The organism is Mycobacterium shunyiense (genome assembly GCF_058270035.1).
Genome location: NZ_JBZDPT010000003.1, coordinates 101,915 through 125,844 on the forward strand (window position 1 = coordinate 101,915; position 23,930 = coordinate 125,844).

Consider the following 23,930-nt stretch of genomic DNA (forward strand, 5'->3'; position numbering starts at 1 on the left):
TGAATCGGTGATCCACAAGAGTCTGGGTGTTCTGGCCACAGCCGGTCTGGTGTTGTTGGTCGGCGCCCCGTCGGCGGGTGCGGTGAGCCCGCCCGAGGTCGACCCGCAGATCGCCCCACCGGCTGGCAGTGCCGGCCCGGTGGAGGCGATGGCGCAGCGTTCGGCCTGTGTCGCCACCGAGGCGAGGCCGGGTAGTGACCCCGGTGCGGTCAATCCGAACCAGTTGGCGCTCAACCTGTCCGGTGCCTGGAAACAGAGTCGGGGGCAGGGCCAGACCGTTGCGGTCATCGACACCGGAGTGCAGCCGGGACCCCGGTTGCCCCACGTCGAAGGTGGTGGAGACTTCATCGAATCCACCGACGGCCTGACCGACTGTGACGGCCATGGCACCGCGGTCGCCGGTCTGATCGCAGGCCAACCCGGGTCCGACGGATTCTCCGGGGTGGCACCGGAAGCCCGGTTGATCTCGATCCGGCAGAATTCACCGCGCTTTGCGCCGCGTACGCCCAGTGCCGACGCCGCCGAGGCTCGCGCTGTTGCCGATGTGGCCAGCCTGGCCAGGGCCGTCGTGCGTGCCGCCGACATGGGTGCGCGCGTAATCAACATCTCGGTGGTGACGTGCCTGCCCGCCGACAAACAGGTGGACCAGACCGAACTCGGTGCGGCACTGCGTTATGCAGCGGTGGAGAAGGACGCGGTCATCATCGCGGCCGCGGGCAACACGGAGGGCGGGGTCACGACGGGGACCGCGTGCGCGTCCAATCCGCTGTCCGGAACTCCGAGTGACCCCCGCAACTGGGGCGGCGTCTCCTCGGTGTCGATCCCGTCGTGGTGGCAGCCTTACGTGTTGTCGGTCGGTGCGCTCAACGCCACCGGGCAGCCGTCCGGATTCACCATGGCCGGTCCCTGGGTGGGGATCTCGGCGCCGGGCGAGAACATCTCCTCGGTGAGCAACGGACCCGGCGGGGGGTTGGCCAACGCGCTGCCCACCGATCAGGGCAAGCTGATTCCGCTCAGCGGCACCAGTTACGCCACGGCCTATGTGTCCGGCGTTGCGGCCCTGGTGCGCAGCAAGTTTCCCGATCTGAACGCCCGCCAGGTGGTCCACCGGTTGACCACGACGGCGCAGGGTGCCGCCCGCTCGCCGTCGAACGTCATCGGCGCCGGCGGTGTCGATCCGGTGGCCGCACTCACCTGGGATGTCGCGGACATGCCGCTGGACGGACCGGCGACTCCCGCAGGCAAACCCATTGCCGCACCACAAGAACCAGCCCCGCGTGACAACACCGGCCGAATCGTTGCTTTCGCCGGCACCGGAGCACTTGCGCTGGCGGCGCTGGCCGTTGCCTTCGCCGCATACCGACGGAAGGACCCCACCACATGACCGCCCGACTCGCGCTGGCGTCGCTGTTCATCGTCGCAGCCGTCCTGGCCCGGCCATGGCAGACCAACACCGAACGGTGGGTGCTCGGAGTTTCCGTCGTGGCTGTCGTGCTGTTGCTGGCGTGGTGGGGCGGGTTGTTCCTGACCACGCGGGTCGCCCGGCACATCGCCGTGTGGCGTCGCAACCTCGCCAAGGACCAGCCGGTCGACCAGCCGGGCGCGGAGACCGTTGTCCTGCGGGTCGATCCCGCGGACCCGGCCCAGTTGCCGGTGGTGGTCAGCTACCTCGACCGCTACGGCATTCGCTGCGACAAGGTCCGGGTCACTCACCGCGACGCCGGTGGCAACCGGCGCAGCTGGATCAGCCTGACGGTTGCCGCAGCGGACAATCTCGCTGCGTTGCGCGCCCGTTCGTCGCAGGTCCCGTTGCGGGACACCACTGAAATCGTGGGGCGCCGGCTCGCCGACCACCTGCGTGAGCAGGGCTGGACCGTCACGCTCGTCGACGGGGTGGACTCCCCGCTGCCCGACCCGGGCAAGGAAACCTGGCGCGGGGTGAAGGACGACTCGGGATTCGTGGCGGCCTACCTGGTCGGCGTCAGCGACAAGCTGGACGCTGTGCTCGCCGGGATCGGCGCCCTGCCAGCCCAGGAAACGTGGACGGCACTGGAATTCACCGGATCTCCCACCCAGCCGCAGCTGACGGTCGGTGCGGCGATCCGCACGACGGACCGGCCCGCACGCAAGGCTCCGCTGGCCGGTCTGAAGCCGGCGGGTGGCCGGCACCGTCCGGCACTGGCAGCGTTGAACCCGTTGTCCTCCGACCGTCTGGACGGCGCCCCTGCCGAACTGCCGCAGGCACTGCTGCAGCGGTCAGTCGAACATGAAATCCCGCAGGAAGCGGGTCATCCGGCGTAGGTAGTCCGGCTGGCTCACATGTAACAGGTGGTTGCCGGGGAACCAGTGGAACGCGCAGCGATCCCAGTGTTCCCACAGCATCTCGGCCTGCTGCGGCGGAGCCAGCCGGTCGCCCAGGCCGGCGATGATCATCCGTCGCTCCTTGGGCACCAGCGGACGGTAGTTCAGCGGCGAGGCATACCGGGCCGCCGCTTCGATCAAAGCGGGATCGGTTCGGGCCACCCGGCGTTGCAGGGCCACCAGCTTGTTGGCCGGGAACCACTCGTCGACCGTGCGATCCGGCGTCACCACAGGAACATTCGGCACCACGGCCTGAATCCGGTCGTCCACACTGGCCAGGAGCGCCGAGGTGAACCCACCCAGTGAGATGCCGGTCAGGGCGATCCGGTCGACACCGGTGGATTCCAGATAGTCGATCACCGAACGGAAGTCGTGCACAGCCTGGGCCATGGCCTCAGAGAAGCCGGCGTACCCGTGGGCGAAGTATCCGTAGCCGCTGAACGGTGAGAACCGTTCGGCGCGCTGACCGTGAAACGGCAAGGTGTACAACAACACGTCGTACCCGGAGCGGTAGAACCACGGCAACGACAGAAACAGCCCGTTGGCCAGATACGGCGATCCCATGAAACCGTGGATCACGCACAACGTCGGGTGCGGTCCGTCGTCATGGCGCCAATGTTGGGCCCGCACAACGTTGTTGCGCGTGAATCCGCTGCACATATCCCGCAGTGCCGGGTTGACTGCGGTGAAGCCGCTCTGGAACCGGATGTTCTCGACCCGGCCGTGGGCGATCAACTCGGCCACCGGACTGGCCCGGCGGGTCGATACCCGGGGTGGCCGGGTGGGCGCCGGGAACGACACCGCGGGATCCCGTGCGGCGGCCAGATCCGCGTAGAACCGCATGTGGTCGTGCTCGGCCCGCGACGCGGACGGGTGCAACAGCGACGCCAACGTCGTCGGCACCATCGACGTGGCCACGATCGAGGCGACCCCCGTGCGCAACGCGATGTCGGCGATCGCGGAGGTGTCGACGATGGCCCGCTGCTTGAGCGTCAGGTCGGAGCGGCGTGGCAGGCCGCGCGCACCGGCTTCACCGCCGGGAACGTCGGGAACAGGGATCGGGGGTTCGACCGGATCTGCGCTGGACGGCTCCACGCTTCCCGATGCTAGCCAACTGCTCAGCTCAGCCCGAACAACTTCGCGGCGTTGTCGTGTAGGACGTTGCGGCGCCAGGCGTCGTCGACGCCCGGCAGGTCGATCAGGTGGTGGATGGCCTCGGCGTAGCCGTAGGGGATGTTCGGGAAGTCGCTGCCGAACAGAATGTGCTCACCGAGCGCTTTCAGCCGGTCTGTCTCCGAGGTGGGAAAAGGCATCGTCTCTTCGACGAACGGGGTGAACGCCATCGTGGTGTCCAGCCTCACCTGCTCGAACTGCTCGGCGAGATTCAGGAAGGCGGAGTACTCGGGCATCCCCATGTGCGCGACGATCAGCACCAGCCGCGGATAGCGGCCCAACAGCTTGGCGATGGGGTCTGGGCCGGTGAACTGACCCGGCACCGGTCCGGAACCGCAGTGAATGACCACCGGCACGCCGGCGTCCTCGATCACTCCCCAGACCTCGTCGAGCAGGGGATCGTTCGGGTCGTAGTTGCCCACCTGGATGTGCGCCTTGAACACCTGGGTACCTGCGGTGATGGCCTCCGCGACGTACTTGGGGGCTTCGGGTTCCGGGAAAAACGTGGCGGTGTGCAGGCAATCCGGGGTGTCCTCGGCGAAGCCGACCGCCCACTGGTTGAGCCAGGCGGCCATCTCGGGCTTGTGCGCGTAGATCAGTGAGGAGAACCTGCGGACCCCGAACTCCCGCAGCGTGGCGACCCGCTCGGCCTCGTCGGCGCGGTAGGTGATGGGCCATTCCCGGCCAATCATCGGGCCCTGGCTGTCGAAGTACTGCCACACCTTGTCCATGACGTTCTTGGGCATGAAGTGCGTGTGCACGTCAACGATGCCGGGAAGCCCCAGCTCCGTCCAGATCTTCCGCACCTTCTCCGATTCATCCATCGCGTCCGACGATATCGACCCGGGTTCCGGGCATGATCGGGGCATGTGGAATCCGGACACGTACCTCGCCTTCGCCGACCATCGGGGCCGGCCGTTCTACGACCTGCTCACGCGGGTAGCGGCGGAGGCACCACGCGGGGTGGTCGACCTGGGTTGCGGGCCGGGCAACCTCACCGAGACGCTCGCGCAGCGCTGGCCGGGTGCCACGCTGGAGGCCTGGGACAGCTCCCCGGAGATGGTCGCGGCAGCGCAGTCCCGCGGGCTCGAAGCACACGTCGGGGCGATCGAGGAGTGGACGCCGCAACCCGACACCGATGTGGTGGTCACCAACGCGGCACTGCAATGGGTGCCCACCCATCGCGAACTCCTGGTGCGCTGGGCCGGACAGTTGGCGCCGGGATCCTGGATCGCCTTCCAGGTGCCGGGCAATTTCGATGCCCCGTCCCACCATGCAGTGCGGGAACTGGCCCGTCGTGAACCGTTCATCGAGCCGCTGCGCGACATGCCGTGGCGCGATGTCGGCCAGGTCGACACACCTGTCGAATACGCCGCGCTGCTGACCGATGCGGGGTGTGTGGTGGACGCCTGGGAGACCACTTACGTCCACCAATTGACCGGCGAGACACCGGTTCTGGACTGGATCACCGGGACCGCGCTGACACAGGTCAAGGGTCGGCTGAGCGAGCAGATGTGGGAGCAATACCGCCAGACCATCATCCCGATGCTGGCCGAGGCCTACCCTCGGCGCGCTGACGGCACGACGTTCTTCCCGTTCCGTCGCGTGTTCGTGGTGGCGCGGGTGCGGTAGATCCGCCGCCGCCCGTGGAGCCGCCGCCCGCCGATCCTGCGCCCGCCCATCCTCCGCCCGCCCATCCTGCGCCATTGTCACGCTGGAGTGGCACTCGAAGTCGAGTGCCACTCCAGCGTGACAAAGGGGACGTGGAGAGCGGTGGCGGGCGTGGAGAGCGGCGGAGCCCGGCGCAGCGGGGGAGCCGGCATTACCTACGACGTAATCGACATGGGTACCTGCGCGGTCGACCATCGACGCATGCCTACGTTAGAGACCGCCGACCGCACCGACATCCACTACACCGATACCGGGTCCGGGCCGGTGCTGGTGTTCACCCACTCGTGGGGACTCAACTCGGGCCAGTGGAATCAGGTGATCGACCGCCTGGTGGACAAGGGCTTTCGGTGTGTCTCCTATGACCGGCGTGGGCACGGAAGCTCGGGCGCCTATGACGGTGAGTGGACCGTGGATCTGCTGGCCGACGACCTGGCCCGAGTGGTCGAACACCTGGATCTCGACGATGTGACGCTGGTGGGGCATTCGCTGGGCTGCGGGGAGATTGTGCGCTACCTCAGCAGGCACGGAACGGCACGGGTGAACCGCGCGGTGCTGGTGGCGGGGCAACTCCCGCTGGTGGTCAAGACACCGGACAACCCGGACGGTGTTCCAGAGGAGATGCTCGACGGAATCCTCGTCGAGCTGGAACGCGATGTGCGGCAATGGTGTATCGACAACGCCCCGCCGTTCTTCGGGGCCCACACCGTGGCGCCCGAGGTCGTCGACTGGACGGTGGACCAGATCGCCGCCGTGCCCGTCGAGACCCTGCTCGGCACGCAGAGCATGGGCGCCCACACCGACTACCGGGCCGAGCTCGCCGAACTCGACCTTCCGGTGCTGCTGGTCCACGGCGACGCCGACGCATCGACACCCATCGAACTCACCGGGCGACGCACCGCCGCGCTGCTGCCGCGCGCGGAGCTCATCGAGATCCCCGGCGCCGCCCACGGGTTGTACGTCACCCACACCGACCGCATCGTCGATGCGATCTGCGGAGTCTCAGCCGTACCCGCCGGTACTCCACCGATCGGCGGTTAGCGGCGGGTGCCGAGCAGGTCGATCACCTGCTGGACCAGGTCGTCGATGACGGCGCCGGTCGTGTCGAGCACCAGATCGGGGTTCTCGGGGGCCTCGTAGGGGGCGTCGACCCCGGTGAGCCCGGTGAGCTCGCCGGCGCGGGCCCGGGCGTAGAGGCCCTTGGGGTCCCGGCGTGCGCATTCCTCGACGGGCGTCGCCACATGCACCTCGATGAACGGCAGCTTGGCGGCGTCGTTGAGGGCCCGCGCGGTATCCCGATCCGACTTCAGCGGTGAGACGAGCGAGGCCAGGGCCACGACGCCGGCATCGGCCAGCAGCCGGGTCAAATGTCCGACGCGGCGGATGTTCTCGGTCCGGTCGCCGGCGGAGAAGCCGAGATCATCGGACAGGCCGTGGCGCAGATTGTCGCCGTCGAGCAGATACGCCACCTGACCCGATTCGACCAGGGCCCGCTCGACCGCTACCGCCAGCGTGGACTTGCCGGATGCGGGCAGGCCGGTGAACCAGATCGTGGCGCCGCGTTGTCCCGTGCTGTTCCAGCGGTAGTCGCGGTCCAGTGACGAGGGGTGCCATTTGATGTCGGAGCGGTTGTGCCCGCTCGGCTTGAGTTCCCGGGCCTGCAGGATTATCCCGGCGCCGACGGTGTCGTTGGACACCTCGTCGATCAGGATAAACGCGCCGTTGTCGCGGTTGTCGGCGTAATTGTCGGCGACGAGCACCGAGCTGGTGCGCAGCGTGACCGAGCCGATGTCGTTGAGTGCCAGCTCAACCGGAGTCTCGACCTCGTCCAGGGTTTCCGGGTCCAGCTTGGTGTGCAACTCCTGGACCGTGGCCCGCACCGTGCGGGCGCCCTGCTTGAGCGCCAGCCGGTCGCCGGCGCGCAGCGGATCGTCGAAGAACCAGCACACCGTCGCGTCGACCTCACGGGCCAGCACCGGCAGCGCCGGGTCCGAGAGGCCACTGACGAGGACGTCGCCGCGGCCCACATCGATGTCGTCGGCCAGCTCGATCGAAACCGACAGCGGCGCAACGCCCACCGACCGGTCATCGTCGAGCGTGTCCAGGGCCGTCACGACCGAGCGGGTACCGGCCGGCAGGCTCACGACGGGGTCACCGACCTGAAGCGTGCCCGCGGACAGACGGCCGGTGTAGCGACGGCGCTGTTCCGCAGTCGGCCGCGATACCCATTGGACGGCGAGTCGCAGACTGGACGGATCGGCATGCGGCGCAGACAGTTCGACGTTTTCGAGGTATTCGAGCAGCGTCGGTCCGTCGTACCAGGGGGTGTTCTCGGAGCGGTGCACCACGTTGTCGCCGAGCTTGGCCGCGATCGGGATGACCGTCAGATCCAGCCCGCCGAGCCGGTCGGCGACCTGCTGCAGCTCCCGCTCGACCTCGGCGAACCGGCTCTTGTCGAAGTCGACCAGGTCGATCTTGTTGACCGTCGCGACGAAGTGCGTGATACCCAACAGCTTCGCGATGCGGGCGTGGCGACGGGTCTGGCGCAGCACTCCGGCCCGGGCATCGACCAGCAGGATCGCCACATGCGCATTGGAGGCGCCGGTGAACATGTTGCGGGTGTAGCGCTCGTGCCCGGGGGTGTCGGCCAGGATGTAGCTGCGGGTGGCGGTGGAGAAGAAACGGTAGGCGACATCGATGGTGATGCCCTGTTCGCGTTCGGCGCGCAGCCCGTCGGACAGTGCGGCCAGATCGGCAACGCCTTCCGAATCGGTCACGGCCTCAAGATGATCCAGCGGCAGGCTGTCGGTGTCATGCAGCAGGCGGCCGATCAGGGTGCTCTTTCCGTCGTCCACCGAACCGGCGGTGGTGATGCGCAGCAGTTGACGCGTGGACATCAGGATCCTCGGTTCTTCGCGCGAGCGCTCATCAGAAATAACCCTCCCGTTTCCGGTCTTCCATCGCCGCAACAGATGTTCGGTCATCGGCGCGGGTCTCGCCGCGCTCGGAGACGGTGGCCGCCGAGATCTCGGTGATCACCCCGTCGATGGTGGTGGCTCGCGACCGCACGGCTCCGGTGATGGTCAGGTCGCCGACGGTGCGGTAGCGCACCCACTCCACCGCCGCCTTCTCGGCGCCGGCGGGTGCGGCGTACTCGGACACCGCGAGCAGGATGCCGTCGCGCTCGAACACCTCGCGCTCGTGGGCGAAGTAGATCGACGGCAGCTCAAGGTTTTCCAGTTCGATGTAGCGCCAGATGTCGAGTTCGGTCCAGTTCGAGAGCGGGAACACCCGCACCTGCTCACCCTTGCGGATCCGGCCGTTATACAGCGACCACGGCTCGGGGCGCTGAGCCCGCGGATCCCATTGACCGAACTCGTCACGGAAGCTGAGGATGCGTTCCTTGGCCCTGGCCCGTTCTTCGTCACGGCGGGCGCCGCCGAACGCCGCGTCGAATCCGCCGGCCTCCAGCGCGTCGAGCAGCGTGCGCGTCTGCTGGCGGTTGCGTGAGGCACCCGGCCCCGGATCGGCCACCCGACCGCTGTCGATGGTCTCCTGTACCGAGGCCACCACCAGCTTGTGCCCGAGCCCGGTGGTGCGGCGGTCGCGGAACTCGATGACCTCGTCGAAGTTGTGCCCGGTATCCACATGAAGCACCGGAAACGGCAACGGTGAGGGACGAAAAGCTTTCTCGGCCAACCGCAAAAGGACGATCGAATCCTTGCCCGCCGAGAACAGCAGCACCGGGCGCTGCAGTTCGGCGACGACCTCGCGGATGATGTGCACCGCCTCGGCTTCCAGCAGTCGCAGCTCGTCGACGTGCACGGTGTCAGTGCTTGGTGCTCTTCGCGCAAGCGGCTCATCGGCGCTCGTCATACCGGCAACCCCTCCTTCTCGGCATCGCGGCGGTAGCGGTCCACCCATTCGTCGGATCGCTGATCTGCCTGACGTTCCAGAACCGGCTGCGGCGCCAGTCGCGGGTCGAGGCCCAGTGCCTCCAGCACCGTGGCCACCACGGTCGTCAGGTTGCGCCACAGATACGGGTACGACACGTCGATGGGGGAGATGTTCTCCTCGGCGAACCAGGCGCGCCAGCCCTCCTCCTGGGCCTGCAGCAGCCGGATCACATGGGCGATGGCACCCGCGTGGTACTCGGCGCGGGCATCGCGCACCGGATCGGCCCGGCCGCGCCACACCCTGGTCTGCACCGCCCGCCAGAACGAAACCGCCTGCGACACAACGTCAGGACGGTAGACGTGGACGAGCACCGGGTCGCTGCCGGTGACATCGCGGATCGCGGCGAGCAGGCCGGGCCCGGATCGTTCGGGCAGACCCTCGGCACGCTCCAGCAGCAGCGGCGTCTGATTCCACATCAGCTTCCCGCCCCACACCCCGTTGGGAGTCCGGCCGACGGTGCGAATGTAGTCACGCCAGATCTCGGCCGGCGCCAGGTCCGGCTTGCCCTCGACCAGCGGGTCGAGCAGGCGCAGGATCGATTCGTCCTCGACACCGGCGAACCATTCCCGCGGCTGCGGCGACATACTCGTGGTCGGCAGGTACTGGAAAAACTCCTGGGGCTCACCGGCCATGCCGGTGGCACGCAGGGATTCCACCAGCAAGGTGCTGCCGCTGCGCTGAGACGCGAGCACCAGGTAGGCCGTCGGATGATCTGGCATGGGCGAGACTCTAATCATGATTTGTTTGCGGCGCCTATTTAACTCGGCGTCAAGAGTTTTCGTTCATCGTGAGGAAAACTATTGGTGGGTATCGGTGATGCCGCGGTCGGCGGCGATGGCCGATCTGCTGGTGGCCGGGCGGCCATGGATATGCAGATACGTCTCGGTGTAACGCTCCGATATCCGGGTGCCGGCGAATTCGGAGGGAATGACATCGAGCGTCTTCTCGCGCCAGTCGTTGAGTAACAGTGCCAGATCGTTGGCGATCGCCTCGGCCTTGTCGGTGACGTCCGCTCCCAGCAGGTTGTTGCTCTCGGTCGGGTCCGCGACGAGGTCGTACAGTTCGCGGCCGGGGCGGGGGCTCAGGACGGTATCGCCGAGTGCGCGTCCCGAGGGGCTGTCGGCGATATCCCACGGCAGGTCCAACAATGGCCGCGCCGCGTAATTCTCGATATAGCTGTATTCCTTTGTGCGAATGGCGCGAATCGGGTCGAAAGAATCGTGATAGGTCTTTGTCGTATACACCTCGGACCGGACCTCTGCCGTTTCCGTGGGCGTGGCCGTGAGGTTGCTGGCGTGCGACAGGCCCTCGACCTCGTCGGGGATCTCGACGCCGAGGAGGTCCAGCAGGGTGGGTAGCAGATCGACCCCGCTGAACAGTTCGTCATAGCGGCGTGGCGTTATGCGGGCGCCCCGCGGTGGGCGCACGATCACCGCGATGCCGGTGCCCGCGTCGTACAGCGTCGACTTGGCCCGGGGCAACGCCGGCCCGTGGTCGGTCATGAACACCACCCACGTGCTCTCGTCGAGACCGGTCGCGGCCAACGTGGCCAGCAGTTCACCCACCTTCGCGTCGGCGACCGCGATCGATCCGTAGAACTCCGCGAGGTCGTCGCGCACCTCGGCGGTGTCAGGCAGATAGTCGGGAGGCTCGACGGACCCCGAATCGGCCGGTTCGTATCGCTCGCGCGGGTACGGTCGGTGCGTTTCGAAGAAGCCGGCGGTCAGCAGGAACGGTTGCCGCGGCGGAGCGGTCAGCCAGGCGTTGACCTGCTCGACGACGTATTCGCAGAACGAGTTCGACACGTCGTACTCGGCGTACCCCAGATTGGCCGGCTGCGAGGTTTCGTGTTGCATACCGAACAGGGCTGTGTGCCAGCCCGATTCGGCAAGTAGGTGCGGGAGCGTGCGTATCCCGGCGCGGTACTCCCAGCCGTGATGGGCCAGGCCCACCAGTCCGTTGCTCTGCGGGTAGCGACCGGTGAACAGCGAGCCCCGCGACGGCGAGCACAGCGGGGCGGTGGCGTGGGCACGTGTGAACAGCACCCCCTCGGCGGCGAGACGGTCGAGGTGCGGGCTGGTCACGTCCGAGTGGCCATATACGCCGAGGTAGCGCCCCAGATCATGCCAGTGCACGATCAGCAGGTTCTGCCGTTGCGGCTCCGTCACGTCACATCCTTTCCGTCCACCCTACGACCGAACAGCCTGAATGCGCAGCCCGCAACCGTTTGACTCATCGAGAGCTACTTATCCGGCGTATCGGGTGCGATGCCGTCGGTAGGGTGGACCCATGCCGACCGCCACCGATCCCGCTGCGGTCAGCGGTTATGAGGCCCGCTGGGAGCAGCACAACACCGAGCGGCGTGCCCAGATCCTGCAGGCAGCGGTGGCATTGGTCGAGGAGAATCCGCCGGGCACGGAAATCTCGATGGTGCGCATCGCGGAGCGCGCCGGCCTGGCGAAGTCGGTGGTGTACCGGCAGTTCACCGGCAAGGACGAGCTTGAGCGGCGGGTCCGGTCCTGGGTGTTCGACGATTTTGCCGCGGTTCTCGACACCAACCTCGATGTCTCGAACGGCTCCTTGCGCGACATCCTGACCCGCACCGTGGCGGCGGTTGCCGATTGGATGCTTGATCACCCGCGGCTCGATGACTTCGTCCGGCGCGGTCCGACGTTCGAGGGCGACGGCACACTCGACGCGGTCAGCGAGCTGAAGCTCCGGATGACCAGGCAGTCCGAGGAGGTCATCGCCGCGATCGCCCAAACTATCGGAGTGGACGACAGCGCGTTCAAGACCGTGCCGTTCGCGGTGGTGACGATGGTGGAAGCCACCTTGTCGGCGTGGATCCGTGGCGCGGCGCCAGAGCGCTCACGCGAAGAGGTCGTGACGCACCTCGCTGACTTCGCCTGGTACGTCCTGGACGGCGCGGCGCGCGCGAGCGGCCTGGAGATCAACCGCGACGACGAGTTCACGGCCGTGATCGCCGCGCTGACCAAGCGCTAGCTAGAGCAGTCCGGCGTTGTAATCGTCGACCAGGCTCCGCACGGTTTCCTGGGCGCAGGACTTGTTGGTCCCGATGAAGCCGGTCGGCCCACGTTTGATCCAGCCGGTCACGTACACGCCGCGCGTGACCCGGCCGCCCTCATGCGGGACCGTCGCGGTGCCTTCGTCGAACGGCAGTCCCGCCACCGGCCGGCCTCGGTAACCGATGGATGTCAGCACCAGGCCGGCGTCGATAACCCGTTCGCGCCCACTCGATTTCACCCGCACTGATCCGTCAGCCGCGGCGACCAGCTCGTTATGGACGAACTCCACACCCGTGGCTGCGGACCGGCCGCGGATCGCGGTCGGTGACAGCAGATATTCGAGCGCGATCCGGCGATGGCCCGCTCCGCGTGGCGCGGCGCGCAGAATCGCGGACCGGGGATCCGACCCGGGCAACATCCGCAGGTCCTCTTCACGCACGACGACGTCGACACCCGGTGTGGAGCACAGCCCGACCAGCTCGGGGATGGTGAACGCGGACTGCTCGATCCCGCGCCGCCCGACCACGACCACCTCTTCGATTGCACTGTGGCGCAGCGCTTCCAGGGCTGTGGGCGCGATGGCCGTACCCGCGAGCAGGTCCGGGTCGATCGTGAGGATGCGTGCGACGTCGAGTGCGACATTGCCGTTGCCGATCACAACGGCGCGTCGATGAGCCAGATCGAAGGAGCGGCCCGCGTGATCGGGATGACCGTTGTACCAGGCGACGAAGTCGGTGGCCGAGGTGACGCCGGGCAGGTCGATGCCTGGGATGTCGAGCCGACGGTCGGTTGAGGCACCGACTGCGTAGATGACGGCGTGGTGCTCATTCAGCAGCTCGTCATGGGTGATGTCGCTGCCGACCTCGACGCCCAGGCGCATCGACAGCCGAGGGTCGGCGGTGATCTGGTCGAACTGCCGGGCGACCCCGCGGGTGCGCTGGTGATCGGGGGCCACCCCGTACCGGGCCAAACCGTAGGGCTGAGTGAGCTTTTCATAGATCCGAACCCGGGCGCCGGGAATGGTCAGCACCTCTTCGGCGGCATACATCGCGGCCGGGCCCGATCCGACGATCGCCACGCGCAGGTCGCCCGCGCGCACCTGTAACGGCGGCACCACCGGGGCCAGCACCGGTCGGTGGCGCGGTGTGGCGTAGAAATCGGCGTTCAGTGTGGTGAACACGTCTTCGGCGGCGGTCAGCTTGGTATGCGGTTTGATCGCATCCACTGGGCATGCCGACACGCATGCGCCGCAATCGACACACTCGACCGGGTCGACGTAGAGCATCTGGGCGGTGTGAAAGTCAGGTTCGTCAGGCGTGGGGTGGATGCAGTTCACCGGGCAGGCGTAGACGCACGAGGCGTCGCTGCAGCAGGACTGTGTGATGACATGCGGCATCAGGCGAGCGCAACCGCTTCACGGTCCGGCACGGCGCGGTAGCGGGCGGCCTCGCCGTCGATGCCGCAGCGCTTCCACACCCACCGGCCGACCCGGTTCATCAGCCCGAGCTCCTCGCTGAGAGAACGCATCTCGCCGAAGTATCCGGACAGGATCTTGCGTGAGTGCGGGCTGCGCCAGAACGCGTCCTTGATCACCGCCCGCGGAATCCCGAACTCCTCGCCGAACGACTTCGGGGGCGCCACGATCTCATGGGCCAGCCAGCGCAGCGTCAACGGAAATGCCACACACGCGAACGCCTTCATCTGCCACGAGCGTTCCGGCATATGGGTTTTGAGGAACTCGTGCGCCCAGGAGATGTGGCGGGCCTCTTCGGCGATGTGGATCTGCATGGTGCGCAGCACCGCGGGCGGAATGTTGGCGCCCTCGCGGATCAGGCCTTTCTGGAAATGGTCGATCGGCTCTTCACCGGCGAGGATGCCCGCCATGAACGCCGTCGGCGAGTACTGGCCGACCAGGCCGATGTACGGCGACAACCGACGGAACAGCGGCCGCATGCCGGGCACGTCGACGCCTGACCGGTTGACCAGCTCCTGGAACATCTGGATGTGGTTGCACTCCTCGGTCATCTCGTGCAATGCGTAACGGAACTCGGGCGAGTTGTTGGGCAGCTTCATGATGAACGCCATCAACCCGCGGATGAGGATGCTCTCGAACGCCGCGCCGACCTTGACGGAGTTGAGCGTCCGCCACCGGCCGATCTCGATCTGCCGGGCCAGCGGCTGGCTCTGATACCAGGCGGTGGCGCCGAGTGGGTCGACGTTCGGTGACAGCACCCACCTCGGATCGTCCAGGTCGATCGCCAGATCGGGGGAGTCCCACGCGATGTCCAGATAGGGATCGAAGCGGCGGCGCACGGAACCCTCGGACAGCGTCTGCAACAGGTCCCGGTAGTCCGCATCCTGCCGTGCGGTGTCGAGAGAGGTGGAAGCCATGGCGACAATTTACCGAGACATTGGGTCTCGGTAAATACCGGATTTGTGGTGGAGTTTGCTACGGGTGGTACGGCACGCCGACCGCACGGAACACGTACTCGGGGCCGACATCGAAGGCCAGAGACCGGCGCGGCAGCCGCGTCAGCACCTCGTCCGGGATCTCGGTCTTGTAGTGCAGCGACAGTTTCCCGTGACCACGCTTGTCGATCTGGGCCACGTCGGCCTGCAGCGTGAGCCCCGCCTCGCTGAGCTCGGCGTGCACCGCACCGACCTGCGGGGCCGACCAGGGCTGGTCGATGCTGCGGCCGGCGAGCTTGGGCAGGGTGGACATGGTGGCCAGTACCCGGTAGTTGGTGAGGACCAGTGAACCGGCGTAGCTGGCGACGCTCCCTGCCGATCGCGTTCCCGGGATCGATCCGGTGAAACGCCTGGTCACCGGGATGTACTCAGCGAGGAAGAGGATGCCTTCGGCTTCGGCCTCTGCCCGCAGACCCTCTGGCAGCCCGCCGATGTGCATCAGCTTTCGCAGGATCAGAGCCATGCCTTCGACGGTAGCGCGCAAACATGGCAAATCGATGGGAGCTGGTAGAGATTATCTGGTGGGAACTCGTGCCCGATGGCTGATCGTGACCGCGGCCCTGGCCGCCGTGCTGTACGCGGCGCTGTGGATCGGTTACGCGATGCAGTGGACCTGGCTGGCCGATGTCGACGCCGCGGGCCTGGCAGGTCCATACCGGTACGGCTCGGCGCATCCCGGCTGGGTGACCGCGTGGGACGTGTTCTGCACCGTGCTCGGGCCGTTCGCCTTCCGGTTGCTGGCTTTGGTGATGATCGTCGTCGCGCTGGTGCGCCGCCGGTGGCGCATCGCGTGGTACCTGGTGTTGACCATCGAGCTCAGCGCCGTGATCACCGAGGCGGCCAAGTTCCTGGTCGACCGTCCGCGGCCGTCCACCGCGCTGGTCCACGCCCTGTCCACCTCGTTCCCGTCCGGGCACGCGCTGGGGGTGATGGTCTCGGTACTGGCTCTTTTGGCCCTGGCGTGGCCGGCACTGCGTCCCAACCTGCGGGCGTGGTGGGTGGCCGCAGGCGTGCTCGTCATCGTCGCGATCGGCGTGGGCCGGGTGGTGCTCAACGTCCACCATCCCTCGGATGTGGTGGCCGGCTGGGCGTTGGGCTACGTCTGGTTCGTGGCCGTGTTCCTGCTGTACCCGCCGTACCCGTCGGCGATCACGGCAGCGGACGAAACACCGGTAGCGCCCGGTACCGCACGGTGAAGCTGGCCTCGCTGAGCGCCTCACCAACCTCTCCGTCGTGGGCCAATGTGGTGGGCCCGTCGACCACGACGAACCGGAACTCCGGCACCTGAAGCTCGTGATAGAGCGGGCTGCGTTCGAGCCGTCCCAACGCGACGGCCGTCGCGATGCGCAGCCGGCTGAACCGTCGCCCGGTCTCCAGGATCCGCACGTCAATCAGGCCGTCGTCGAGACGCGGCCGCTGTGACGGGGCGAACCCGGACGGGAAGTACGTCGAATTGCCCAGGAAGAACAGTTCCGTCTCAAGGGTTTTGTCGTCGTAGCTGATCCGCACCGGCGCTTCCCGGCGCAGCGTCAGATACAGCGCGTACATCCCGGCCAGTCGCTTGCCCATCCGGTGTTCGAGCTTCTCCCGCATCCGCACGTAGTTCGGGTAGGCGCCGATGCTGGCGGTGTTGATCACCATGCGTTCCTCGTTGAGGCACACCAGGTCGACGTAGGCCGCGGCGCCGTCCTTGATCGCCGCCACGGTGCGGGCCACCGTGTCGCAACCGATGTCCTTGGCGAAGTGGTTGAACGTGCCGCCGGGGAACACCGCGAGCGGGACCCCCGCCTCGACGGCGATGCCGGCCGCGCACGCCACCGTGCCGTCGCCGCCGCCCACCGCGAGCACGTCGACGCGGGCCGCCGTCTCGCGTAACACCGTTTCGATGTCATCGTCGTCACCGAGTTCGACGATCTCGGTGCGCGGCAGAGCGTTACGCACGTCGTCGACGATCCGTGCGCCCGTCCCGTCGCCGGAGGCCGGGTTGATCACCAGTGCCACGCCGGCACCGTCCGGTCGGGGCTCGGTGCGATATCGCAGCGGTTCGGAGCGGGGCAGGGTGGCGGTCGGGATGGTCGGGACGATGCGGGCGCCGAGGACCGCGATCGCGGCGCCGATGCCGAACCCGGCGAACACGTCGCCGGGATAGTGCGCACCGGTGGCCACCCGGGACAGCCCGACCAGGCCGGCGAGCAGCGCCAGCGGCAGGCCGGCGGCCGGGGATTCCAGGCCTACGGCCACCGCGAAGGCCGCCGCGCTCGCGGAGTGTCCCGATGGCAGGGAATGCGAGGTGGGGACGCGTCGGGTCCGCCGGGCCAACGGGATCAGACTGCGGTCGGGGCGGGGCCGCCGCCAGATCCGTTTGGCCACCTGGTTGGTCACCAGGCTGGTTATCGCCAGGCTGACGACGCCTCGCGCGGCGCCACGCCGCAGCGATGTGCCGCCCAGCGCACCCATGGCGGCCGCGATGGCAAACCACAGCTTGGAGTGGTCTGCGGCCCGGGTCAAGCCGGGCATCACGGAATCCAGTAGGGGGCTCGGTGACTCGGCGACCGCTTCGAAGACCTCGCGGTCCAATGTGCCGAGGCCCTTGCCGATCGCGCGCACGTCCATGTCGCCAACGTAGCCGGTCGCGACCGGATCGTGCTCCAAGCTTTATCCGCCCGAGAGGCAGGCCGACGACGATGGACGGATGCGCCGACTGCTCGCCATGCTGTGTGCCGGGGTGTTGGCTCTGGCATGCGCGCCCACGGCCGGCGCCGTCGAACCGCCCTGGTTCGCCCCGTCGGTGGGCAACGCCACCCAGGTGATTTCCGTTGTCGGAGTGGGTGGTTCGAAGGCGAAGATGGATGTCTGGCAACGCGGGCCGGCGGGCTGGCAGCCGGTGGCTGCCGGGATTCCGGCCAACATCGGCTCCAATGGCATGGCCCCGCAGACCCATGACGGGGAGATGAAGACGCCCATGGGTGTCTTCACCCTCGACTTCGCGTTCGGTACCGCCCCCAATCCCGGTGGCGGGCTGCAGTACGTCCAGGTGACGCCTGATCACTGGTGGGACGGGGACATGAAGAGCCCGACCTACAACACCATGCAGGTGTGCAAGAAGGCGCAGTGCCCGTTCAACACCAACCCGGCCAGCGGCACCGAGAACCTCGATATCACCGCTTACAAACACGCCATCGTGATGGGCGTCAACAAGGCACGGGTGCCCGGCAACGGTGGCGCGTTCTTCGTGCACACCACTGATGGCGGGCCGACCGCCGGTTGCGTGGCGATCGACGACGCCATGCTCGTCAAGATCATGCAGTGGCTACGGCCGGGCGCCGTGATCGCCGTCGCGCAATAGCTCAAAGATTGAGGGCGGCACCGGGCTCGAGCTTGAAGTTGAGCCCCTCCAGCGAGAGGGTGGCGTCGTAGGTGCGGTCGTAGCCGGTGCTGCTGATCTTCCAGCCGTCGGCGGTGCGGCGGTAGGTGTCGTGGTAGAACGCCGAGCCGAACAGCATGAAGTTCATGCTGGGGACGATCACGCGGTCCTGGAGGTACCAGGTGGCGGTGGCGTCGTCGCCGTTGACCTCGATCTCGGGGTGGGCGACGCGATGTTCGGTGATGACCTCGGGACCCAGCGAGGCCTTCATGTACTCCACCAGCGAGTCGCGCTCGGTGAAGTGCAGCGTCTTGCCCATCGACTGTCCGTAGTCGCCCGCGACGTCCTCGGTGAGGGTGTCGGCGAACTCGTCCCAGTGCTTGGTGTCGAGCGCACGCAGGTACCGGTATTTGACTTGCTTGATGTCGTCGATGTCACCCATGCCCGACATTGGAGCACACCGGCCACAGCGGGTGTGACGCTATGCCGAACGCGTGAGGTCGCGGGTGGCCGGTCCCTCGATCAGGGTGCCGTCCGGCGCGAAGCGGGACCCGTGTAGCGGGCAGTCCCAGGACTTGTCGGCGTCGTTCCAGTTCACGATGCCGCCCAGGTGGGGGCACACGGGCGACACGGTGCGCTCGACTCCGTCGACGACGCTGCGTGCTTGCAGACGCCACGGCGGCCCGCTGACCACGCCGCAGTCCTCGGTGGCGGGCCTACCGATGCGGGTGACCGGAGCGATCCAGCCCTTGGCCATGTTCAGTCCGACGGTCAGATTGGCCTGCACCGCAGTGGCGATGCCGGACAGCTCGTGCGGGCTCCAGCTTGCGAAGGCCTCGGCCCAGTCCATCCGACCGCTTAGGATCCGGCCCGTCAGCGCCAGTGCGGCGGCCACCCCGTTGGTCATGCCCCATTTGTCGAAACCCGTTGCCACCAAGATCTCTTCATGCCCCGGCAGGATCGGGCCGACGTAAGGAAGTGCGTCGATGGGTGAATAGTCCTGTGCGGACCAGAAGTGCGTCTGGAGGGACCCGGGCCAGTGCTGCTTGGCCCACGACGCCAGCTCGTCGGTGGCGGCAGCGGGGTCGCTGCCGCGCCCGACTGGGTGGCCGGCACCGCCGACGATGAGCCGCTCGCCGTCGGCCGTCGGAGCCGAACGTATTGAGCGGGTAGGGGAATCGGTCGAGATGAACATGCCGCGGGTGATATCGCCCGGTACCTGGAATGCCATGCAGTAGGAGCGGTGAGGAGTCAGTCGCGCGAAGAATCCACCCCGGTCCAGAATAGGAACGCCGGTGGCCAGTACGCAGCGATCGGCGACTACGTCGATCTCGTTGCCGGTATTCGTCCGCACCCGGAGTTTGAGGCGAGCCCCACCCTCATGGCTTACGCGTTGCACCCTGGCGCCCTCGACCAGTCGCCCTTCGCGTTCGTGCAGTTCGGCGGTCAGGCTGTCCAGGAACGGCATGGGATCGAACTGAGCCTGATCGGCCAACCGAACTCCACCATGGAACGGAAAGGGGACGTCGGCGTCATCGACCCATTCGACATCGAGGCCCGCGGCCTGGCAGGCCTTCAGTTCGGCCTTCGCCTTTGCCATCCCGCTGGGTGACTGCGCGTAGGTGTAGGCGGCCTCGTGCTGCAGGCCGATCTGCCGCTGCTCGCAATAGTCGATCAGCCACTGCTGACCTTCGAGGTTGCCCTGGGCGTACTGTCGGGCCACGTCGGGCGAATGCTTGCCCACGATGTCGGTCATCCGGGTGCCTTGCAGCAGGCTGATCTTCGCGGTGGTGTTGCCGGTCGCCCCGGCACCGGCGGTGCGCCCCTCCAGGACCAGCACATCTCGCCCGGCCCGTGCCAGTAGGACGGCGGTGACCAGGCCGGTGATCCCGGCGCCGACCACGACGACGTCCGCGCTCCGCGCGGATTCCTCGTCGAGAGTGGGCACGATGCGGTGCTCGGGGCGGTCGGCAAGCCAGAGTGACGTCACGGATATGGCTGTACCCGCAGGTGGGGAACTCAAACGTAGGTTGAGAGCGGTGCTCCTGGCGATGGTAAAAGCGTTGAAGCGAAACAGCTTTGGGTGTGGGGCTGAGAAGTGTGCCCGATTCGTCGGTGCGGTCTCTGTCAGGTGGGGTCCCTCCCGGCCGCTGTGGCGAGTGTGCAGGCTTTCGTGACGGACACTCGATGTCCGGCTCAAGAAGCTGCACACTCGTCGCAGCCGCCCGGACAATCGTTGCCAGGCGTCCTGCCCGGCAGTCATCTGCAGTAACCATCTGCGTTCCTGTGTGTCGCATGAGCGTTGCTGAAGCAGTCAAAACCGCACCGGCGGAACGGGCTTCGCCGGGCTACTGCGGAGTGTCGAGGGGCCCCGGGCCGGCAGTGCGGCTATCGTGGCGTGCGTTATGAGCGGCCCGTTGGGGTTGTCGATCGGGACCACCAACTTGGTTGCGGCGCGTGTCGGCAATCAACCTGTCAGCCGGCGTTCGGTGTTGACCTTGTCGACCGACCGGACGCCGCAGGTCGGCGTGCCCGAATCCGGTCCCGGTGTCACGCTCGGCGGATTCGTCGAGCGGGTCGGCGACCCGGTTCCGCTGGTGGCGCCCGATGGTGCGTCCTATCCCGCCGACACCCTGTTGGTCGAGGCCCTCGATGCGATGGTCGAGCTGGTCGGCGGACCCTCCGACCAGCTGGCGATCGCGGTGCCCGCGCACTGGGGTGCGCCCACCTTGCGGGCCCTGCGCAACGCGCTGCGGCACAACCCCAGCCTGTCGCGTGACGGTCGGCCCGCCCGGCTCGTCCCCGATGCCGTCGCCTCGCTGGCGGCGCTGCGTGCCAACCCGGGCCTGCCGTCCAACGGCGTGGTGGCCCTGCTGGATTTCGGCGGCGGCGGTACCAGCATCACGCTGGCCGACGCCGCGGCGGCCTTCGAGCCGATCGACGAGACCACCCGCTATTCCGATTTCTCGGGTGACCAGATCGATCAGGCGCTGCTGACCCATGTGCTCGACGGTGTCGCGCAGGCCGGCGGTATCGATCCGGCCGGCACAGCGGCGGTCGGCTCCCTGGCCCGGCTGCGCGAGGAGTGCCGTCAGGCCAAGGAACGGCTGTCGGCGGAGACCGCCACCGATCTGGTGGTCGAGCTGCCCGGATATTCGGCCACGGTGCGGGTCACCCGCACGGAACTCGAAGGGCTGATGCAGGCACCGCTCGCCGGTGCGTTGGATGCGCTGGAAAAGGCCTTGGAGCGCAACGGGATCAGCTGGCCGGCGGTGTCGGCAGTGGTGACCATCGGTGGTGGCGCCAGTATTCCGCTTGTCACCCAACAGCTTTCGCAGCATTCGCAGGCGCAGGTGGTGACCACGCCGCAACCGGCGCTGGATGCCGCCATCGGGGCCGCGTTGTCCGCCGCCTACTCCGCAGACGCCGAGGCGCAGACGGGCGTGGCTCCCACCCTTGGCGCGGCGGCGGTGCCCCCGCTGGCCGAAATGCCTGCCGGTGCAGGAGGTTCTGAGGCGTCGTCGACGTTCCGGGCGCTGGCATGGTCCGAAGACGACGCGGGCGACGACGTGGTGCCGTACACCGGTCCCGATCTGGTGGAGTCCTACGGCAGTGAGACCGCGGCGCGTCCGGCGGTGCAGTATGTTCCGCCGACGGGTCCCATCGAGCAGCCGCGTGGCGGGTGGGAGCGGTTGCCGCTGACGGTTTTCGCGGTGGCCGCGGCGTTGGTCCTGGTCGCCATCGGTGGTGTGACGTATGCGTTGACCAGTGCGACTGGTACCGCGCCGAGTTCGGAGGTCAAGCCACCCGAGCCCAAACCGTTGCCTCCGCAGGAAGTGGCGCCGAGTCCGGTCGCACCCCCGCCGCCGGCCGAGCCGCCGCCGGCTCCCGAGCCCGTTACCCAGGCACCCGCGCCGCCGCCGGTCACCGTCACTCAGGCGCCCCCGCCCCCGCCGCCGCCCGTGACAGAGACACACGTCGTCACGCAGACGACGACGCCTCCTCCGGTCACGACCACCACGACCACGACGACGACCACCACGACGCCGCCGACCACCACCACTACAACGACACCGACCACAACCACCACGACGACGAACCCGATGACGACGACGTATGTCACCGTGCCGTTCGTCCCGGTGCCCATTCCGATCCAGGTGCCGAACCGTGGCGAGACGCAGCAACCCCAGTACCCGTATCAGCCGCAGTACCCCTACCAGCAGCAGCCGCAGAATCCGTTCCAGCCCTATCCCTGATGGTGTTGCTCGGATCGAAAAGTGTTGCGCGCATTCTCAATACAGTGAACTGACAGCAGCGCAGCGGTCCGCGCCATGTGGGCGGGAAGGGTTGGCCTCGGGCGACGACTGACGGCGTGGTTGGGCAATACGCTGCCGGCCGCGTGGTTCGGCTGTACCTTCTCGGTCAAACCGGGAGGAACGATGAAGCGCATTCATGCCGTCGCCGTGGGCGCCATGGCAGTCGTCGCCGCAGGGATGTCGGTCGGCCCCGCTGCAGCAACTCCGGCCGAGGGTGACGTCGTGCGCACCGATCTCGGCAAAGGCACCACCACCGCGCCGATCTGGGTGTTCACCGCGGGTCAGCCCACCACGCTGCATGTCCACGGGCTGGTGCTCAAACCCGGCGCCGGCAGCGGTTGGCACACCCATCCCGGACCGGAGCAGTCGGTGATCAACGAGGGCGCCGTGGTGGTGCAGACCGCGGTCGACTGCGTACCTGCGGAGTACACCGCGGGCCAGGCGGTTGTCATTCCCGCCGGCGTGCCCCACCGGGTGAACAACGAGGGCGCTGTCGACGCCGATGTCGTCGTCACCTACACGCTGCCCGCCGACGCTCCGGTGCGGGACGACGCGCCCGCACAGTGCCTCTAGCTGGGGAAACGGGCTTGCGACCACGAAACTTTGGGCAGGGGGCGAATATCTCGGTAAGAGTTCGGTTAAAGTTCTGCTGTGCCTGAGATGGATCGTCGCAGTGTGATGTTCATGATGGGTCTGGGGGTGGCGGCGGCAGCGCTGCCGGCCGGGACGGCCAACGCCGACCCAGCCGCACCCGGTCCCGCCGCGCCCGGAGCGCCCACCCCGCCGGCTGCTACCGCAGCGTCGCCGACGTTCCTGTTCCAGGACGAGTTCAACGGCCCGGCCGGCTCTCCGCCGGACCCGGCATGGTGGCATCTGATCCCGGAGCGCGAGACCATCAAGAACCCGGTCGAGTGGGACAAGCCGTTCAACATGGGCCGCTACGTCACCGACACCGAGCACGCGTTCCAGGATGGCAAGGGCAACCTGGTGATCCGCGCGACGCGCGGTCCCGGCACCACCGTTCAGGAGAAGTACGCCAGCGCCAAGGTCGTCGGAAACTGGCGCGGTGGCATCGGCACCACGTGGGAGGCCCGGGTCAAGCTCAACTGCCTGACCGACGGCGCCTGGCCCGCGTTCTGGCTCCTCAACGACGATCCCGTCCGCGGCGGCGAGGTCGACCTCGTCGAGTGGTACGGCAACCGTGACTGGCCGTCGGGCTCCACGGTGCACGCCCGGCTGGACGGCGAGTCCTTCGCCACCAACCCGCATCCCATCGACAGCGGCTGGCACACCTGGCGGATGTCGTGGACGCCGCAGGGAATGTACTTCTGGAAGGACTATGCCCCGGGCATGGATCCCTTCTTCGAGGTCCCGGCAAACTCGTTGGAAGACTGGCCTTTCAATGATCCGGGCTACACCTTGGTGCCGGTGTTCAACATCGCCGTCGGCGGCTCCGGTGGCCGCGATCCGAGCGGTGGCAGCTACCCGGCCGAGATGCTGGTCGACTGGATCCGCGTCTTCCAGGGCTGAGCTTTCGTCCGGATCTTCCTCCCGCCATACCTTGCTTTGTCACGCTGGAGTGGCGCTCGAAGTCGA

The 23,930-nt window shown here is 67.6% G+C and carries 22 protein-coding genes; 10 read left to right on the plus strand and 12 right to left on the minus strand.

Going from position 1 to position 23,930, the window contains the following annotated elements; all coding sequences use genetic code 11:
* The first annotated feature begins 7 nt into the window (after positions 1-7).
* Together mycP and eccE are read left to right on the plus strand one after the other, a co-directional pair.
* Complete coding sequence (mycP, locus tag AC4ELS_RS03270; protein WP_499045811.1) at positions 8-1,384, plus strand: type VII secretion-associated serine protease mycosin; 1,377 nt, start codon at positions 8-10, stop codon at positions 1,382-1,384.
* Positions 1,381-2,301, plus strand: a complete 921-nt coding sequence (gene eccE, locus AC4ELS_RS03275; RefSeq protein ID WP_499045814.1) for a type VII secretion protein EccE — start codon at positions 1,381-1,383, stop codon at positions 2,299-2,301. The genes mycP and eccE overlap by 4 nt, the downstream gene beginning before the upstream one ends.
* Here eccE and AC4ELS_RS03280 read toward each other — a convergent pair.
* Positions 2,257-3,456 (minus strand): alpha/beta hydrolase family protein, encoded by a 1,200-nt coding sequence (locus AC4ELS_RS03280; RefSeq protein ID WP_499045817.1) that lies wholly within the window; start codon positions 3,454-3,456, stop codon positions 2,257-2,259. The genes eccE and AC4ELS_RS03280 overlap by 45 nt on opposite strands.
* A gap of 23 nt (positions 3,457-3,479) precedes the next feature.
* Positions 3,480-4,358: an amidohydrolase family protein gene (locus AC4ELS_RS03285; RefSeq protein WP_418020738.1), complete on the minus strand. Its 879-nt coding sequence runs from the start codon at positions 4,356-4,358 to the stop codon at positions 3,480-3,482.
* Between the two features lie 43 nt (positions 4,359-4,401).
* Between AC4ELS_RS03285 and AC4ELS_RS03290 the strand changes: the two genes are divergently transcribed.
* Together AC4ELS_RS03290 and AC4ELS_RS03295 are read left to right on the plus strand one after the other, a co-directional pair.
* Positions 4,402-5,166, plus strand: a complete 765-nt coding sequence (locus AC4ELS_RS03290; protein WP_499045820.1) for a trans-aconitate 2-methyltransferase — start codon at positions 4,402-4,404, stop codon at positions 5,164-5,166.
* A gap of 240 nt (positions 5,167-5,406) precedes the next feature.
* Positions 5,407-6,243, plus strand: coding sequence for an alpha/beta fold hydrolase (locus AC4ELS_RS03295; protein ID WP_499045822.1), 837 nt, complete (start codon positions 5,407-5,409; stop codon positions 6,241-6,243).
* On the opposite strand, the gene cysN is transcribed toward AC4ELS_RS03295, so the two are convergent.
* The 4 genes from cysN to AC4ELS_RS03315 form a co-directional block, all read right to left on the minus strand.
* Entirely contained in the window at positions 6,240-8,099 is a 1,860-nt protein-coding gene (gene cysN / locus AC4ELS_RS03300) for a sulfate adenylyltransferase subunit CysN (RefSeq protein ID WP_499045825.1), read from the minus strand. The two genes, AC4ELS_RS03295 and cysN, sit on opposite strands and share 4 nt — an antisense overlap.
* A 31-nt stretch (positions 8,100-8,130) precedes the next feature.
* Positions 8,131-9,078: a sulfate adenylyltransferase subunit CysD gene (cysD, locus tag AC4ELS_RS03305; protein WP_499045828.1), complete on the minus strand. Its 948-nt coding sequence runs from the start codon at positions 9,076-9,078 to the stop codon at positions 8,131-8,133.
* Positions 9,075-9,878, minus strand: coding sequence for a trehalose 2-sulfotransferase (gene stf0 / locus AC4ELS_RS03310; RefSeq protein WP_064957666.1), 804 nt, complete (start codon positions 9,876-9,878; stop codon positions 9,075-9,077). Before stf0 ends, cysD begins: the two co-directional genes overlap by 4 nt.
* A gap of 78 nt (positions 9,879-9,956) precedes the next feature.
* Entirely contained in the window at positions 9,957-11,327 is a 1,371-nt protein-coding gene (locus AC4ELS_RS03315; protein ID WP_463790455.1) for a sulfatase family protein, read from the minus strand.
* A gap of 121 nt (positions 11,328-11,448) precedes the next feature.
* Here AC4ELS_RS03315 and AC4ELS_RS03320 point away from each other — a divergent pair, with 121 nt between their 5' ends.
* Positions 11,449-12,162 carry a TetR/AcrR family transcriptional regulator gene (locus tag AC4ELS_RS03320; RefSeq protein WP_064877745.1) on the plus strand — a complete coding sequence of 238 codons (714 nt, stop codon included), beginning with the start codon at positions 11,449-11,451 and terminating at the stop codon, positions 12,160-12,162.
* Here the strand turns inward: AC4ELS_RS03320 and AC4ELS_RS03325 are convergent, their stop codons facing one another.
* The 3 genes from AC4ELS_RS03325 to AC4ELS_RS03335 are packed head-to-tail and all read right to left on the minus strand — an operon-like array spanning position 12,163 to position 15,117.
* Entirely contained in the window at positions 12,163-13,581 is a 1,419-nt protein-coding gene (locus AC4ELS_RS03325; protein WP_499045831.1) for an FAD-dependent oxidoreductase, read from the minus strand. It abuts the gene before it with no gap.
* Positions 13,581-14,576: an AurF N-oxygenase family protein gene (locus AC4ELS_RS03330; protein ID WP_499045834.1), complete on the minus strand. Its 996-nt coding sequence runs from the start codon at positions 14,574-14,576 to the stop codon at positions 13,581-13,583. Before AC4ELS_RS03330 ends, AC4ELS_RS03325 begins: the two co-directional genes overlap by 1 nt.
* A 58-nt stretch (positions 14,577-14,634) precedes the next feature.
* The gene (locus tag AC4ELS_RS03335) at positions 14,635-15,117 is read right to left on the minus strand and encodes a hypothetical protein (protein WP_499045837.1); all 483 of its coding nucleotides are present in this window, start codon (positions 15,115-15,117) and stop codon (positions 14,635-14,637) included.
* A 58-nt stretch (positions 15,118-15,175) separates the two neighbouring features.
* Here AC4ELS_RS03335 and AC4ELS_RS03340 point away from each other — a divergent pair, with 58 nt between their 5' ends.
* Entirely contained in the window at positions 15,176-15,850 is a 675-nt protein-coding gene (locus AC4ELS_RS03340) for a phosphatase PAP2 family protein (protein ID WP_436971732.1), read from the plus strand.
* Here the strand turns inward: AC4ELS_RS03340 and AC4ELS_RS03345 are convergent.
* The gene (locus tag AC4ELS_RS03345; RefSeq protein ID WP_463806464.1) at positions 15,804-17,267 is read right to left on the minus strand and encodes a bifunctional phosphatase PAP2/diacylglycerol kinase family protein; all 1,464 of its coding nucleotides are present in this window, start codon (positions 17,265-17,267) and stop codon (positions 15,804-15,806) included. The genes AC4ELS_RS03340 and AC4ELS_RS03345 overlap by 47 nt on opposite strands.
* 79 nt (positions 17,268-17,346) lie before the next feature.
* Between AC4ELS_RS03345 and AC4ELS_RS03350 the strand changes: the two genes are divergently transcribed.
* Positions 17,347-18,000 (plus strand): L,D-transpeptidase family protein, encoded by a 654-nt coding sequence (locus AC4ELS_RS03350; protein WP_499045840.1) that lies wholly within the window; start codon positions 17,347-17,349, stop codon positions 17,998-18,000.
* Position 18,001: 1 nt separating this feature from the next.
* Here AC4ELS_RS03350 and AC4ELS_RS03355 read toward each other — a convergent pair whose 3' ends face one another.
* Complete coding sequence (locus tag AC4ELS_RS03355; RefSeq protein WP_169619053.1) at positions 18,002-18,460, minus strand: nuclear transport factor 2 family protein; 459 nt, start codon at positions 18,458-18,460, stop codon at positions 18,002-18,004.
* A gap of 39 nt (positions 18,461-18,499) precedes the next feature.
* A complete protein-coding gene (locus AC4ELS_RS03360; RefSeq protein WP_499045842.1) occupies positions 18,500-20,008 on the minus strand; it encodes an FAD-dependent oxidoreductase in 1,509 nt (502 codons plus the stop codon).
* A 415-nt stretch (positions 20,009-20,423) separates the two neighbouring features.
* Between AC4ELS_RS03360 and AC4ELS_RS03365 the strand changes: the two genes are divergently transcribed.
* From AC4ELS_RS03365 to AC4ELS_RS03375, 3 genes are all read left to right on the plus strand, one after another.
* Complete coding sequence (locus tag AC4ELS_RS03365) at positions 20,424-22,274, plus strand: Hsp70 family protein (protein ID WP_499045845.1); 1,851 nt, start codon at positions 20,424-20,426, stop codon at positions 22,272-22,274.
* Positions 22,275-22,457: 183 nt separating this feature from the next.
* On the plus strand, positions 22,458-22,907 hold the full coding sequence (locus tag AC4ELS_RS03370; protein ID WP_064877759.1) for a cupin domain-containing protein: 450 nt from the start codon (positions 22,458-22,460) through the stop codon (positions 22,905-22,907).
* A gap of 87 nt (positions 22,908-22,994) precedes the next feature.
* Positions 22,995-23,864: a glycoside hydrolase family 16 protein gene (locus AC4ELS_RS03375; protein WP_064957656.1), complete on the plus strand. Its 870-nt coding sequence runs from the start codon at positions 22,995-22,997 to the stop codon at positions 23,862-23,864.
* Positions 23,865-23,930: the final 66 nt, after the last annotated feature.